The 15980-nt window shown below is 73.6% G+C and carries 4 protein-coding genes; 1 reads left to right on the top strand and 3 read right to left on the bottom strand.

Annotated features, from left to right (window positions below):
- Window positions 1-78: 78 nt before the first annotated feature.
- On the bottom strand, window positions 79-810 hold the full coding sequence (locus tag STBA_RS31450) for an alpha/beta hydrolase (RefSeq protein WP_077062419.1): 732 nt from the start codon (window positions 808-810) through the stop codon (window positions 79-81).
- Between the two features lie 1216 nt (window positions 811-2026).
- Here STBA_RS31450 and STBA_RS31440 point away from each other — a divergent pair.
- Window positions 2027-3787 (top strand): hypothetical protein, encoded by a 1761-nt coding sequence (locus tag STBA_RS31440; protein WP_077062417.1) that lies wholly within the window; start codon window positions 2027-2029, stop codon window positions 3785-3787.
- A gap of 183 nt (window positions 3788-3970) precedes the next feature.
- Here STBA_RS31440 and STBA_RS31435 read toward each other — a convergent pair whose 3' ends face one another.
- Both STBA_RS31435 and STBA_RS31430 read right to left on the bottom strand, forming a co-directional pair.
- On the bottom strand, window positions 3971-5014 hold the full coding sequence (locus STBA_RS31435) for a cupin domain-containing protein (RefSeq protein ID WP_079252260.1): 1044 nt from the start codon (window positions 5012-5014) through the stop codon (window positions 3971-3973).
- Window positions 5015-5114: 100 nt separating this feature from the next.
- Window positions 5115-15977 carry a hybrid non-ribosomal peptide synthetase/type I polyketide synthase gene (locus STBA_RS31430; RefSeq protein ID WP_077062415.1) on the bottom strand — a complete coding sequence of 3621 codons (10863 nt, stop codon included), beginning with the start codon at window positions 15975-15977 and terminating at the stop codon, window positions 5115-5117.
- Window positions 15978-15980 lie beyond the last annotated feature (3 nt).

Genomic DNA, 15980 nt, shown 5'->3' with positions numbered 1-15980 from the left:
CGGGCCATCCCACCAGCCCCCGATGCGCTGAGCGGGATCCGATCCCGCTCAGCGCGTCACGGACTGCGGGCGGCGGTATCAGCCGAGGTGCCTGGCGAAGAACCGCAGCGTGCTGTCCAGCTCGAATGCCGGGATCTCCCCGTGCTTGCCGGGGTTGGCATGCAGCGTCTTCTCGGCCGAGGCCAGGGCCTCGAACAGTGCCAAGCTCTGAGCCCGCGGCACCCGCTCATCGTCCCACTGCACCAGGAACTCCACCGGGACGGTGATCCGCGCGGCAGCCTCGGCCGATGCCAGCGCCCCGCCCAAGCCCAGCACCGCCGCGCCGACCCGAGGCTCGGCGGCAACGAACGGAACGCCGAGTCCGCAACCCAACGACACACCCCAATAGCCCACCGGACCAGTGCCGACGTGGTCGAGTCCCTGGACCGCGTCCAGGACCGCCCGCCACTCCGGGACGGTCTGGCGAGCTACGAGCGCCTGGAACCCAGCGACCAGCGGAGCCAGCTCCTCGCCAGCATCCACGCGCGCCCGGTTCTCGGTCGCGATCCGGTCGTACTCCTCATCCTTCGGCCGGTCGCCATGGCCGGGCACGTCGACCGCCGCCACCGCGAAACCACACTCGGCCACGAAGTTGCGCGCACGGGCCACGATGCCAGGGGCCTTCTTGTGCTGGCCGCCGCCGTGTCCCATAAGGATCAGGGGACGAGTCCCGGCGGCACCTGCCGGCGTCCACAGCACGCCGGGAATCTCACCGAGGGTAAAGAGCTGTTCGCAGACGCCGTCAAACGACGCCTCAGAGGCGAAGCGCATAGCGTTTCAAGCCTTTCGGGATGCCTTCCGCGGGCACTCCCTAGGCCATGCAATGGAGGGAGTCCCGACCTGTCACAGCGTTGATCGGTCTCACCTCCTCAGTTCACAGCAGCGCACGGCGCCGCCGAACGTATCACAACAGGTTTCCGCGCCTGCACGAGGCCATCGACAGAGCGAATGCCGCCTGCTGCGGCACGAGTTGCTGCAGCCACCCCGTCCCATCGTCACGAACATGTAGTCTACGAATCGCCGCAGTTCAGAGCAGGTACACGAGCTCCCGCGGTCGGTAAGGTCACGTCCCGTGAGGTGGTGTAGCCGGTCGAGGGTGGTGAACGCGCGGGTGTCTGCCCGGGGCGTGCATCCACCGGTAGTGAGTGCTCCCTGAACAGGGGGCAGGCCATCGCGCAAGTCTCCCTGGCGAACGGGCAGTTCGACCCAAGGAGCGCCCGACCGGACCCGGCCTATCCTCTCCCGGCCGACACCGAGTCATCGGCCCGCCGCTGGCCGGACTCCTGCCCGGGGCTCCCCTTCTCGGCGTCAGCCGCCTCCCGGCGTACGGTATCGACCGACGCCCGGGACTTTTTCGCCCCGACGTCAAGCCGCTTCCTCAGCGTCTCCGCGGAGATCGGCCGCTGATGCTCCTGCCGATGACGGGCGTCTTCCATCCGGGCCCGTTCCAGAAGATCACCGTTCAGGGGCGAGGGCCGTCGCTGCCGTCCGCGACGGCCACCCATCGCCCTCCGCTGCTGACCAGCAGGCGACGCAGGCGGGCCAGCCGGTCCTTCGCTCGCAGCAGCTACCGGACCCGCACTGCCGAAATCCGGCCCACCACCGCACGGAGGACGAGGCACGGCAGGTTCAGACACCGATGTCGGCAGAGAAGGTCCCGCCGGAGGCCGGTGAACCTTCCGCGGGTCGACTTCTTGGCACTCCTCGACGCCCCGCGCCCGAAGATGGTCTCCCTCGGGAACGTCGTCTCCGGCGGACTGGCCACCCGCCCGGTGAGGAACCAGCAGTTCGACAGGGAGCAGGAGGGCGACCGGGGGCCAGCCGGCGACGAGGACCGAGCGCCAAACGGCCATCGAGCATCACACCGACGCGTACGTGCGCTCCCGGGCCGCCGGTCCGGGACCCCTCCCGGTGCCGGTCTGCCAAGGTCTCGCCACCCGGCGGTCCACGCGACCGCGTCGCACGGCTGGTAGGGAGTGGATCGCTCATGCCCCCGGAACCCCCGAACCTCCACTTCACGAGAGACGATGTCGAGGCGGCGGCACCCGGCGGCAAGAGGCCGTGGACCCGGCAGACCGAGTTCGACACCGAGGTCGACGCCGACGCGATCGCCGATGCCGCGGCCGCCTACGGGCGGGCGGCGGCCGAGGCGCTGGGGGCGCAGGACCTCGCCGTGCGCGCCACGGAGATCTCCGCGCGGGGCGGGGGGCTGGACGGTACCGCGCTGGTGGACGGCGAGGCGCGCATAGACGAGACACGAGGCGGCCTGCAGGACGGCGGCGCCGATGTCGACGCCGTGGTCGGCCACCTCGTCCACGCCATGAACCTGGCACTCGCGACCAAGGACGACGTCCGCGGGCTGATCCACAACCCCGGCGGGCTGGATACCAAGTACGGCAACCACCTCGGGGCCGCCGCCGAGGAGTGGAACGGCTGGGCACGGGCGTTCAACGACGCGCTGGCGGAGTACCGGGGGCGTGTCTGGTTCACCGAACAGCCGCCCCCGCTGATCGTCAGCCACAACGGTGAGATGGTGCAGGCGTCGCTGACCTCGGACGGCTACGCCCTCCCGGATGACCTGGCCGGGCGAATCCGGGAGAAGCACCTCCGGCTCGCGGCGGGCGACGCGGCCACCACCTGGGACGACATCGAGGCGGAGATCGAGAGGTACCGCCGGCTGATGGCGGAGCGGGCGGACGAGCTGAGACGTCTCGGGCACGACGTGTCGGCGGGGCCGCTCGGGCTGTTCTCCACCACGGAGATGGACCGGTGGGCCAACGAGCAGGCGTTCCTGGAGCTCTGCCGGCAACTGGGTATCGACCCCGCCGCCTGGGACACCACCCGGGGGCTGTCCTTCAACGACGACCGCATCACACGGGTGTACGAGTACTACGCCGACCTGTTCCTGCGCAACCCCGAGTTGCAGTGGGCGGGCATGGCGAAGCTGGCCGGTGGCCTGGTCTACGCGGGCATGCAGGACCTGCACGTGCTGCGCGGGCTCAGCGGCGACGAGCGCCTGGCGTGGATCGCGTCCGCCATGCCGGGGATGCCGCCGGGGCTGGCGATGGCGCTGGCCACCGCCGGCGAGGCGGAGCTGGACCACTACGAGGACACGTTCGTCGCCATGCAGAAGGAGATCTTCGTGGACATGGGCTGGCAGCACGCGGCCTACGACCGCGGCGGGATCGAGGAGATGCGGCGCCTGGCCGCCGGGGGCGAGCTCTCCCCCCAGTTGCTCACCGCCTGGGAGGACATCGCCTCCGGCGATCCGCAGCGCATCGAGCAGGGCAACGTGGCCCTGCTCCGGCGTGAGCAGGAGATGATCCTCCAGGACGATTACGACGCGATGCAGGAGCGGGACCTCGGCCGCGCCGTCACCTACATGCTCGGCGTCACCTCCGAGTCGCCGGTACCGGACGGCAGGCCGTTCCGCGAGGTGGTGAACGATGTCCGGGTCGATCTCCCTGACCAGATCCGGATGCCGGTACCGGCCCTGCCGGGCGCGGGGCCGGTCGAGGTCGACATCCCGGACGCGCTCACGTTCGACTCCCCGCTGCCCACCGGCAACATCGCGAACTTCGAGTCCCGCTGGCAGTGGATCTCGCAGGACATGCTGCCGGTGTATCGGGAAAAGCTCGGCCAGGACATGGAGGGGCTGCGCAGCGAGGTCGGCCGCCCGCTGAACGAACGCGCGCAGGACTACCGCCTCGTTCCGCTGCCCTACGACCCTCACGACGGTGTCAACTGACCTCGCGCTGCACGACCGTGGGTGTGTCCGACGCGTGGTCGAACAAGCGCGGCCGGGTCGAGGGCGACAGTCGTGGCGTGGTGACGCAGGCCAGTGCCGTACTGCCCGGCATCGCGGCGGCGAGTCGGCCGGGGCGGGGCCCGGGCGCTTTCGTCGTCACCGGGGCCGCGGTTGCCGAGCGGGTCAACGGGTTTCGGCGGCCGACGGGTGCACGCCGAATTCGCTGGTCTCCATCAGCCGTGCCACGGCCCGGCCGGCGGGCGTCGGGGACAGGAAGGCGCGCGTCTCCAGGAGCCACGCGCGGTATCCACCCGGCACGTCCTCCTCCGGCCCCTGGTGGGGCACGCCCTTCGGCGTCCACAGCAGCGTGCCCGGCGCGTCCACCGCTCCGTACGCCCCCGGACCGGCGGCGTAGACGATCACCTCGTCGTAGTCGGCGTTGCGGTGGACCGGCGGCCGTGGGGTGCGGCGGCTGCCCACGGAGTAGATCATCGTTCGGGTCGCGTCGTCGCCGAGCAGGCAGACCGGCATGGGGTCGGGCCGCGCGGCGGGGTCGGGGGCGTGCACGTCCTCGATGCGGAACCGCCGCACGGCGGGGGCGCCCTCGACGGCCAGACACGGCAGCGGGTCCACCGGATGGAAGAACGAGGTGAGGCCGTCGCCGTGGCGGATCACGACCTCGTATTCCTTCTCGGCCGCGGGCGGCGGGCCCTGGGGGGCGGGGGTGTCCACGTGGCGCCGGGTGTCCAGCACCTCGGGGTCGTCGTCCGTCCGCAGGCTCAGCCGGTCCTCGGTGACCACGACGATCTCCTCCAGCGGCTCGGCAACGGCCCCGAACCGGTAGGTGACCGCGCGGGGCAGCAGGACGAAGTCCCCCGCGTGCACGTCGAGGACACCGTGGTCGGTCTCCAGGCGGGCCTGCCCGCGGAGCACATAGTGCAGTTCGTCGGCGCGGACGTTGCGCAGGGCGAAGGGCATGGGCACCTCGCGGCGGGCGGCCTCGACGCTCACGCCCTCCCCCGCCAGCAGGGGAACGGGCAGTGCGCGCGGCTCCGCGGGCAGGCCGGTGACCAGGGCCCCCACCTCCATGCGGTGCGGCGCGTAGGAGCCGTGGACGCGGCTGTAGGGCGGTGTGTACTGGGCGCGAACGATCGGGGTGGCAGGACCGGTGAACCCGTTGCGGGTGTACAGGTCGAGGTGCGGCGGCTCGGGCGGGACAAAGGTCACAGGGCTTCCTCCCATGGTGACGTGCAGGCGGACAGCAGTGGTGAGTGAATACTCACCCACCGCAGGTAAGTAAACACTTACCCCATCGGTCCGGGCAAGCTCAGGGGCGTGGGAGGTCCGGTAGCGGGCTCGTGGGGTCCTGCACGACCCTGTCCAGCAGGGCGGTGAACTCCTCGCCCCAGGCTTCGATGGTCGCGTGCTCGAACAGATCGGTGGAGTACTCGAAGGTCACCGTCATGCCCTCCTCCCGCGGCACCAGGACGACGTACAGGTCGTTCCGTGCGACGCCCTCCGTGGGCAGGCTGTGCACCGTTGCCGACACCTCGTGCAGGTCCAGGACGGGCGGCGGAGTGGTGACGACGGTGAACAGCACGTCGGGGAACGGTCCGTCGGAGGTGCCTGGCGCGATCAGATCGGCGACCTCGGCCAGCGGCAGCTCCTGGTGGTCCAGCGCGGCGAAGAGCGCGGTGCCGACCTGACGCACCAGGTCGGCGAAGGTGGCCGCCTCGCCGATCCGGACGCGCAACAGCACGGCCTCGCCCAGCAGTCCGACGACATCCGCTCGTTCGGGGCCGAGCCGGTTGGCGCTGGACGCGGCCAGCACGAGGTCGCCGGACCGGCCGCGGCGCCCGGCGGCCCAGAGGGCGAAGCCCGCCGCGAGCACGGCGTACGGCGGCGTGCCCAGCCGGCCGGCGGCCTTCTGGAGCCGCCCGGTCAGGGCGCCGTCCACGGTCCAGGTGCGCAGGGCCCCCCGGCCGGACAGCACGGCCGGCCGGGGCCGGTCGTGCGGCAGGTCCAGCGTCGGCGCGACCCCTTCAAGCTCGGCACGCCAGAACCGTTCCAGCCGCGCCCGGCGCCGGTCATCGAGCGCACGCTCGGCGCGGGCGCAGTCCGTGAACTGCGCGGGCCGCGGCGGCAGCGGCGCGCCGGCGCCCCCGCGGCGGGCGTTGTACAGCTCCTGTAGCTCATGCCAGAGGACCCCCATGGACCAGCCGTCGCAGATCGCATGGTGCAGGACGATCACGAGCGTCCAGCGGTCCTGGCCGAGCCGGGCCAGCCGGAAGCGGAACAGCGGGGCACGGTCCATCGCGAACGGGCGCGACGCGTGCTCCCGGCACCACTCCCGCAGGCGGTCCTCGTCCGTGGCGTGTTCGGACAGGTCGCTGACCGGAAGGTCCACCGGGACCCGGGAGAGCACTTCGACGAGGTGAACGCCGCCGCGGTGCGCACCCCGGCTGCGGAGCGCGTCGTGGCGTGTCACCAGGTCCGCCAGCGCCCGTTCGAGGTCGTCGGGCGAGAGCCGGCCGTGCAGGTCGACGCGGTGGGCGACGTTGTAGACGCTGGGATCGGCTCGTTCGTGGTGGCGGCGCCACAGCCTGCGCAGGATGGACGTCATCGGCACGGTGTCCTGCACGTCGTCCGGGGCGGGCGCCTGCTGCTCCGCGGCCGCGGTGCCGGGCTGTTCGAGCCGGGCCGCGAGCCCCCGGATCGTCGGCGAGCGGAACAGGTCGGACATGGGCAGGGTCAGCCCCAGCTCGGCGGCCATCCGGTTCACCAGCCGGATCGCACTCAGGGAGTGGCCGCCCAGTTCGAAGAACGAGCGGGTCACCGGGACCCTGCTCAGGCCGAGTTCCTCGCACCACAGACCGTGCAGCGTCTTCTCCAGCGGCGTGGCCGGCTCCGCGCCCTCCTGCTGCACGCCCGCCTCGCCCGGCTCGCCCGGCTCCGGCAGGCGTGCCCGGTCCAGCTTGCCCGAGGCGTTCACCGGCAGGCGGTCGAGGCCCGCCCAGCGGCGCGGGACCAGATGGTCGGGGAGGTCCGCGGCCAGCGCGGCGCGCAGTCCGGCGAAGTCCTCCCGCAACGCCGCGGGGACCACGTAGGCGACGAGCTCCGTTTCTCCGTGCCGGTCGCGGCGGGGCACGACGGCCGCCTCGCGGACGCCGGGGAGCGCGGTCAGCGCCGCCCGGACCTCGGCGGGTTCGACGCGGTGGCCGCGGATCTTGACCTGGTCGTCGGTGCGGCCGAGGTACTCAAGGGCCCCGTCCTGGCGCCAGCGCCCCAGGTCGCCGGTGCGGTACCGCACCGGCCCGGAACCGTCGTCGAGGAACGCCGCCGCGGTCTCCTCGGGCCGGGCGTGGTAGCCGTACGCCACCGGAACGCCGCCGACGTGTATCTCCCCGACCGCCCCGACGGGCACCTCCCGCCCTGCACCGTCGAGCAGTTGAATGCGGGCACCTGGCACCGGCCTGCCGATCGGCGGGTGATCGTCACCGCCGGGGTCCACCCGGCGGGAAGTGACGATGACGGAAGCCTCCGTCGGACCGTACTGGTTGTACAGGTCGCACCGCGGATGAGCGGCGAGGAACCGGCGGAAGGCTCCCGTGAGCCGCAGGGCCTCGCCCGCCGAGAACAACTCGCGCAGGGACGGCATGCGGGGGGCGGTCTCCATCAGGTGCGTCAGCGGCGTGCAGGGCATGAACATCCGCTCCACCCCGTGTTCGCGGACCGCGGCCGTCACGGCGTCCGGGTCGTGCCGCACCTCGTCGGCCACGAGGACGAGGGCCGCCCCGGACGCGAGGGTGGTGAAGATCTCCTGCACGCTGACGTCGAAGGCCGGGGACGTCCACTGAAGGGTGCGCAGGGCGGCATGCCGCCGCAGGTGTTCCCGCACGAGGTTGGCCGGACCGCGGTGGGGCACCACGACGCCCTTGGGGCGGCCGGTCGAGCCCGATGTGTAGATGCAGTACGCGGCATCGTCGGGCCCGGCCCCGCCGTCCGGAACGGCCTCGACCGGAACGTCCTGCGCGGAGGTGCCGGGCACGTCCGTGCCCGGTGCCGCCGCGGTCAGGTGCACGGGCACCCGGGGCGCCAGCTCGGGGTGCCGGGCGAGGACGGCGTCGCACGTCAGGAGGAGGGCAGGCGCGCTGTCGTCGAGGAGCGCGGCGAGCCGCGCGGTGGGCAGCGAGGGGTCGAGCGGCACGTAGGCGGCGCCGCTCCTCAGTACCCCGATGAGGGCGGCGATCAGCTCGGGCCCGCGCGGCAGCAGGACCGCCACGCGCTCGCCGCGCCCCGCGCCGCGGGCGCGCGCCCGCCCGGCGAGGTCCCGGGCGCGAGCGGCCAGGTCGCGGTAGGTGACGTGTTCCCGACCGGAGATGAGGGCGACCGCGTCGGGCGTGCCGCGGGCCTGCCGCTCGAACAGCCCGTGCAGGGTGTCCCCGGCCGCCGGCCGCGGCTCGTCCAGCCGGCCGAGCCGCACGAGGGCCGCCCGGTCGGCGTGCGTGAGGGCGGTCAGGTCGGTGAGTGGCGCGGCGGGCGCGGCGAGGGCGCGGCGCAGCACCTGTTCCACGTAGTCCACGAGCCGGCGCACCGTGCTCTCGTCGAAGAGGGCCGTGTCGTACTCGACCATGAACCGGACGCCGTCCCCGTGGTGTGTCAGGTAGATGCTGAGGTCGAACGGGGCTCGGGCGCTGGGCACGTCCAGCAGCGTGGCGGCGAGCCGTGGCGGGTCGAAGTCGGCCTCGCCCTCGTTCTCGTACTCGACCATGACCTGGAAGAGCGGGTTGCGGCCGGGGTCGCGCCGCGGGTTGACCGCGGCGACCAGTTCGTCGAAGGGAACGTCACGGTGTTCGTACGCCGCCGTGCTGCTGTCCCGGACGCGGCGCAGCAGCGCGGGGAAATCCGGGTCGCCGCCGAGGTCAAGACGCAGGGGCACGGTGTCGAGGTAGAGCCCGATCCGGTCCTCGGCGCCGGGCGGACGGGCGGCGACCGCGGTGCCGACGACCAGGTCCCGCTGTCCGCTGAACCGGCCGAGGACGGCCGCGACGGCGCCCGTCAGCGTCATGAAGAGGGTGGCGCGGTGCTCGGCGGAGAACGCCCGCAGGCGGCCGACGAGCCGGCGGTCCAGAGCGTGGGTGAGGCTCGCGCCCGCCCCCGTCCTGACCGGCGGGCGCGGCCGGTCGGTGGGCAGGTCGAGCTCGGGGGCGCCGCTCAGCGTGTGCCGCCAGAACTCCAGGGACTCGGCGGACCGGTCCTGGTCCGGCCGGCCGGCCCCGGGCAGGTCGGCGCGGGGCGCGTCGGCGAGAGGCGGCGGTTCCGGGTCGCCGTGGGACAGGGAACGGTAGTGCGCGGCGAGGTCGCGGACCAGCACGACCGTGGAGGCCGAGTCGAAGACGAGGTGATGGGCCATCAGGAAGAGCAGGTGCCGCTCCTCCGACAGGCGCAGCACGCGGGCGGAGAGCAGGGGGCCGGCGCCGAGGTCGAGCGGATGGTGCCCTGCGCTCCGCAGGACGGCCCGCAGCGCCTCCGCCTCCGACGCGCCGGTGTGGTCCTCGACGGGGCAGTCGAGGCCCATCCGGGGCAGGACCTCCCGGTAGGGAACGCCTTCGTGCTGCCGGAAAACCGTCCGCAGCGCCTCGTGCCGGGCGACGACGCTCCGGAGCGCCTGTTGCAGGGCCGGCACGTTCAGCGGGCCGTCCAGGCGGATGGCCTTGGGCTCGTGGTACATGCTGGTGCCGGGGTGCAGCTGCTCCAGGAACCAGATGCGGCGCTGCGCGGGCGACAGCGGCTCGCGCCGCGGTGCGGGCGGCACCCGTCCGGCCGAGGCGCCCGCGGTGCGCAGACGGACCCGGTCGAGCACCGGCAGTGCGGCCAGGACCTTGTCCTTCGGCACCCCGAAGTCCACGAAGCACGCGATCTCGTCCGCTCCGGCGGCCGTGAGGCGGCTCACCACCTCGGCGGCCGCGTGCTCGTCGCCGATCAGGGCGCGGGAGGCGCAGTAGCGGTCGTAGGCCCGTTCGAGCAGGAACTCCACGTCCTCCTCGGGGGTGTTGTCGAGGTCCACCTCGACACCCAGGCTGTTGGTCACCTGGTCGAAGAGGGCGAGCGAGGACCGCAGGTAGGACACGAAGGGCCGGTACGCCTCGGCCCGCGCGCGTTCCCCGTCCTCGTCGAGGTAGGTGTGCACGAGCACAACGACCCGCCCGGCCGCCGGGTCGAGGCCGTGCTCGGCACGGGTGCGCCGGTACAGCGCGATGTTCTCCGTCAGCTGTTCGACGGTCTGCGCCATCAGGTTGGTGACCACGCCCAAGTCCTCGGCGGCGGCCCGGCGGTAGCTGTCCGGATTGCCCACCACGGCCAGGTACATGGGGGGTTGGTCCTGGATCGGGCGGGGTTGCAACCGTATCTCCACGGGCTTGCCGTCCCCCGCGGTCGTCGCCAGGGGCTGTCCGGACCACAGCTGCCGGACCGTCCCGACCTGCTCGAACAGCGCCTCGCGGTGGCGGCCGAAATTCTGCGGGGCGAGGGCGAAGTCGGTCGCGTGCCAGCCGCTGGCGAAGCACAGGCCCGCCCTGCCGCCGGAGATGTTGTCGACGACCGACCACTCCTCGGCGACCCGGACGGGATGGTGCAGCGGCAGCACGACGGACCCCGCGTGCAGCCGGACACGGCTGGTCCGCGCCGCCAGCGCGGCGGCGAGGACGGAGGGGTTGGGGAAGAGCGCGCCGAACGAGTTGAAGTGCCGCTCGGGGAACCACAGGGCGTGGAAGCCGTTCCGGTCGGCGAACTCCGCCGCATCGAGGATCAGCGCGTACTTGTCGTGGGCGGCGTCGTCCGGGTAGTCGCCGAAGAAGTAGAGGCTGAAGTCGCATCCGGTGGCGGGGGCCGAAGCCGGGGCCCGGGCGGGGGCCGGCCGCTGGGCGGGGGCCGGGGCGGGACTCGGCTCCCTGGCCGGCCTCGGCGCCGGTGCCGGTGCCGGTACGGGCCTCGGTGCGGGCGAGGCGGTGGGCGGCGCCGGGGCGTGCTGGGCGGCGAGCATGTCGAGCTGGCGGGAGATCACTCCGGTCATCCGGTCGGCGAGCGTCTCCATCATCCTGAGCTGCTGTCCGAACAGGGCGTGCAGCTCGGGTGCTTCGCCGTCCGCGGCGGGCCGCGGCACCTCCACCGGATCGTCCCCCGGCTCCCCCCGCTCCCCCGGCTCCTGTCGCGCCTCCGGGTCCCGCACGGCGGGTGACGGCGCCGGGGCGCTGTCACCGCGCGTCCGGGCCAGCAGGTCGGCCAGTCTGCGCGGCGTGTCGGCATGGTCGAACAGCTCCCGGACCGGGACGCGGACGCCGTACCGCGCCGCCAGTTCGGTCGTCATGCTCATCATGGCGAGGGAGTCCGCGCCGAGTTCGAAGAACGATGCGTCCGCCGTCATCTCTGAAATGCCTATGCCCAGCTTGGCGGCAGCCACCTCCCTGACGCCTTCCAGCAGGCCGTCCACGGCGGCGGGCCGCGCGGCGGCGGGCTGCGCGGCGGCGGGCGGACGTTCCGGCGTGCGCGGGGCGGGGGCCGCCACCGGCACCCGGCGCAGCGGATGGCCCGGCAGCGGCACCCGCCGCCCGCCGCCGGCGATCGCGTGCCAGTCCAGCTCGGCGCCCCGGCTGTGGAGCGAGCCCAGCGCCGAGAGGAACCCGCGGACCTGGTCGGCCGCCTCGCCCTCGCCCTGGCCGCTCAACCAGCGGCTCCCGGGGGCGCAGTGCCGTCCGGCACCGGTGAGGGTGTTCCCCGCCCCGATTTCGACGAAGTCCTCGCAGCCGTGCCCGACGGCCGCGGCCATGGCCAGGTCGAAGCGGACCGGCTGCCTTGCCTGGCGGCAGAGGTAGTCCGCGCCGACGGTCCGGCCCGCGGGGTGCAGCTCGCCGTCGGCGGCCGTCACCAGCGTGGCGTCCAGCGGGCGGTACGCCGCCTGCTCCGCGTGGGGGCGGAACGCGCTCAGCGCCGGTTCGACCGCGGCCGAGTGGAAGGCCCGGTCGACGGGCAGGACCTTCCAGCGCAACTCCTCCCGGTCCAGCAGGCGTACGGCCTCCTCAAGCGCCTGCGGCGGACCGGAGAGCACGTGGGCGCGCGGGCCGTTGACCGCGGCCACTTCCACGCCGACGGCCTGGGCAATGCGCTGCGCGGTGCGCGTGTCGGCGCGGACGGCGAGCATGCCGCCGGGTGGGCAGGCCGTGCCCATCAGGTGCCCGCGCCGGGCGGTGAGCCGCAGCCCGTCATCGAGGCTCAGGGCCCCGGCCGCGTACAGCGCGGCGTATTCGCCGACGCTGTGGCCGAGGAGCAGAGCCGGGCGGACACCGGCGGCGCGCCACGCGTCGGCCAGTGCCGCCTGGTGGGCGAACAGGGCGGCCTGGGCCGTCTCCGTGGGCCAGACCTCGCGCGCGGCGGATTCCGTGTCGGAGGGCGCGTCGATCAGGAGCGGCAGCAGGGAGCCGCCGAACTCGTCGGCGTAGATCTCGGCGCATCTGTCGAGTGTCCGGCGGGCAGCCCAACTCGCGGCGTACGGGCCGCTCGCCATGCCGCGCCGTGCGCTGCCCTGGCCGGGGAACACGAAGGCCAGCGGGCCGAGTGGGGCGGCCGTGGCGTTTCTCGGTTCCTCCAGTGCCCGGGCAAGCTCCTCGGCGGTGCGGCCGATGGCCGTGGTACGTGCCGCGCGGTGCGGCCTGCCGAGTGCCAGAGTGGTGGCCACGTCGGCCGCCCGGAGCTCGGGCCGCTGCCGCAGCCGGTCAAGGAGCAGGCCGCACAGCTCGTCCAATGCCTGGGGATCGCGGGCCGACACCGGTACCAGGGCGGGCAGTTCGGGTGCGGGCCGGGGCGGCGCGGGCGGCGCCTCCTCCAGTACCAGGTGGGCGTTGGTGCCGCCGACGCCGAGCGCGCTGACCCCGGCCCGGCGCGGCGCCCCGTCCGGCACCGACCACGGCCGCAGCTCGGTGGCCAGTGTCAACGGGCCCTCTTCGAGGCGCAGTTCGGGATGGGGACGGGTCAGGTGCGCGGTCGGTACCAGAGTGCGGTGCCGCAGCATAAGCATCGTCTTGATCAGCCCGGCCATTCCGGCGCAGCTGTCGAGGTGCCCGATGCTCGGCTTCACGGAGCCGACAGCGCAGAACCCGGTGCGCCGGGTGCCTTCGCCGAGCGCCCGGCCGAGTGCCTTCAGCTCCACCGGGTCGCCGAGCGCGGTGCCGGTGCCGTGTGCCTCCACGTAGGAGATGGTCTCCGCGGGCACGTCCGCCCGCCGCAGGGCCTGGCGCACGACATCGACCTGTCCGGCGACGCCGGGCGCGGTGAAGCCGACCTTGCGCGAGCCGTCGTTGTTGACCGCGGAGCCGAGGATCACCGCGTGCACGGTGTCCCCGTCGGCCAGCGCCCGGTCGAGCCGCTTGAGCAGCACGGCGGCCACGCCGTTGCCGCCGACGGTGCCGTCGGCCTCGGCGTCGAAGGCCCGGCAGCGTCCGGTGGGCGAGAGGATCGAGCCGGGGTGGCTGCGGTAGCCGGTCCGCTGGGGGTGGTGCACGGCCGCGGCGCCCGCGAGCGCCAGATCCGTCTCGCCGCTCAGCACCGCCTGCGCGGCCAGGTGAACGGCGACCAGTGAGGTGGAACACGCCGTCTGCACGCCGATGGCCGGCCCCTTCAGCCCGAGGCGGTAGGCGACCCGGGTGGCGAGGAAGTCCGGCTGCTGGGCGATGGCCCGCTGCATGCCGGCGGCGGGGTCCGCCGCGTCGTAAGGGCCGGACGGCTCGTGCGACTGCTGGTGGTCGTACAGGTTCATGCCGGAGCCCGCGAACACCCCCACCGTTTCGTCGGAATCGGTGGCCGCGTACCCGCCGTCCTCGAGCGCGCGGTGGCAGCACTCCAGGAACAACCGGTGGGCGGGGTGCGTGCGTTCGGCCTCGCGGGGGCTCATGCCGAAGAAGCCGCCGTCGAACTCGTCGACGCCGTCGAGTATCCCGCCGACGGGCACGAGGTCGTGGGCGCGCCGCTGCTCCGGGGTCAGGCCCGCCTCGGCGAGCTCCTCCTCGCCGAAGGTCAGGACACTGCTCACCCCGTCGCTCAGGTTGGCCCAGAACCGTTCCGCCGAATCCGCGCCAGGGAAGCGGAACGAGAACCCGATGACCGCGACGCGCCGGTCGGCGGCGTCCGCCGGGGCGGGCGCGGTCCTGGCGGGCGCGGCCTGCACCCCGATGCCGCCGGACAGATGCGCGGCGAGCGCGGTGGCCGTCGGGTGCTCGAAGAGCGCGGTCCGGTCGATCGTCGTCCCGAGCCGCTCCGCCAGCCGGGCCCGCAGGCGCACGAGCAGGGCGGAGTTCAGGCCGAGGTCGTAGAACGGCACATCCGCCCCGGCCGGGCGGCCCAGCACCACGCCCAGCTCCTCCCGCACGATCCGCACCACCGCGTCGTGGTCCGGCCGGGCGGGCGGGGAGGTGTCCTGGCCGGGCCCGCCGTCCGTCAGGCGGTCCCTGAGCGCGGCGCGGCGCACCTTGCCGGCGGGCGTCCTCGGAAAATCGCCGGGCGCGACGGACACGACGTGGGCCGCGGTGAGCCGGAGCCGGCCGAAGAGCGCGGCCCGCACCTCGCGGTCGATCCGTGCGTCCTCGGCGGCGCCCCTGCTGACGAAGAAGACGGCCAGCTCCTCCGTGCCGCGATCCCGGCTCGGGATGCCGCAGGCCGCCACCTCCCCCTGCCCGACGCCCGCGACGGCGGTGACGACCTCCTCGACCTCGTGGCAGTAGACGTTGTGCCCGTTGAGGATGATCACGTCCTTGCGCCGGCCGGTGATGACGACCTGACCGCCGTCGAGAAAGGCCAGATCGCCGGTGTCCAGCCAGTCCGGTCCGGTGGGGAACGCCTCCGCGTCCGCCTCGGGGCTATGCGCGTAGCCCGGGGTGAGACGCGCGGGTGAGTGGACCTGGAGCCGCCCGATGCGGCCCGGTGGCGAGAGGTCTCCGCTCTCGTCGACGATGCGAAGGGTGACGCCGTGCGCGGGCGAGCCGGAGGCGACGAAGGTCACGCACTCGTCGTCCGGCGTCTGCTCGGCGGCCCGCACCAGTTCGCCGCCCAGGCTGCTCTTGAGCAGTCGGAACACGGTGCCCGGCAGGTCGAGTCGGCCGTAGGTACACGCCGTGACCGTCTCCGCCATGCCCCACACCGGGACGACGTGCCGCTCGCGGACACCGTAAGGGGCCGTCGCGTCGAGGAAGCGGCGCAGCACCGGCAGAACGACCCGTTCTCCGCCACAGACAAGGGACTTGAGGCCGCCGAGATCCCAGCGCCCCTCCTGGGGACCGGTCCGCTGCTCGGCGAGTGCGTCCGCGACGAGCTCGTAGGCGAAGGTCGGCGCCCAGCCGTGCCGCGCCCGGTGCTCGTGGAGGAGGTCGAGCCACCGCAGGGGATCGGCCAGGACCCGTTCCGTGGCGGCGTGGACGTTGGTACAGCCGACGAAGACGGCGAGCACGTGGTAGAGCAGAAACGCGCCGCTGTGGTCGACCGGCAGCCAGTTCACCATGGTGTCGTCCGGCCGGACGTCGAGTATCCGCCTGCTGCTCGCCGCGAAGTCCGCGAGGCCGGTGTGCGTCAGCCGCGCGGCCTTGGGCACTCCGGTGCTGCCGGACGAGAGCATCAGCAGGGCGGTCCCGGAATCGTCCGGCCCGTCCTGCTCCGCCGCAGGCGGCGCGTCCCGGCAGTCCCGCGCGACCGCGACGCGCAGCTCGGGTGCGGTCCTGGCGAGCGCCGCCGCACCGGACGCGTCACTGACCACGAGCGGACGGCCCAGCAGTCGGTGGGCGTGCAGCAGCCGTTCCAGAGCCGGGGAGCCCGGCGCGGGGTGCTCCGCGATGGCCACGGGCCGGGCGCCGCCGAGCACGCAGGCCCAGAAGGCGGGGAAGAACTCCTCCAGTGGCAGTCCGCACAGCACGACGGTGTCCCCGGCCCGCATCCCGCGTGTCCGCAGCCCCGTGAGCAAGCGGCGTGCGCCATCGAGCAGTTCGGGGTAGGTCTGGGACGTCTTCGTGCCGTCCGCGGCGACGGTGACGACTGCCGCGCCGGAGGCGGCCCGAGCGGCTCGCAGCAACGCCCGCACCGCGTCACGCGGATCGTCCTCGGTGCGAGCCGGCTCGGGGCCACGGCATTCCGCTTGTCCCCGGAGGCGTTCCATGCG

Source organism: Streptomyces sp. MP131-18 (assembly GCF_001984575.1).
In the GTDB taxonomy this organism is placed as follows: Bacteria; Actinomycetota; Actinomycetes; order Streptomycetales; family Streptomycetaceae; genus Streptomyces; species Streptomyces johnsoniae.
The sequence above is the reverse complement of the archived record's forward strand: the minus strand, read 5'-3'. Positions and strand labels throughout refer to the sequence as shown.

Excerpts from the sequence above, each read along its gene's own strand:
- STBA_RS31440 (WP_077062417.1), top strand. The coding sequence starts at position 2,027 with ATGCCCCCGGAACCCCCGAACCTCCACTTCACGAGAGACGATGTCGAG.
- STBA_RS31450 (WP_077062419.1), bottom strand. The coding sequence starts at position 810 with ATGCGCTTCGCCTCTGAGGCGTCGTTTGACGGCGTCTGCGAACAGCTC.
- STBA_RS31430 (WP_077062415.1), bottom strand. The coding sequence starts at position 15,977 with ATGGAACGCCTCCGGGGACAAGCGGAATGCCGTGGCCCCGAGCCGGCT.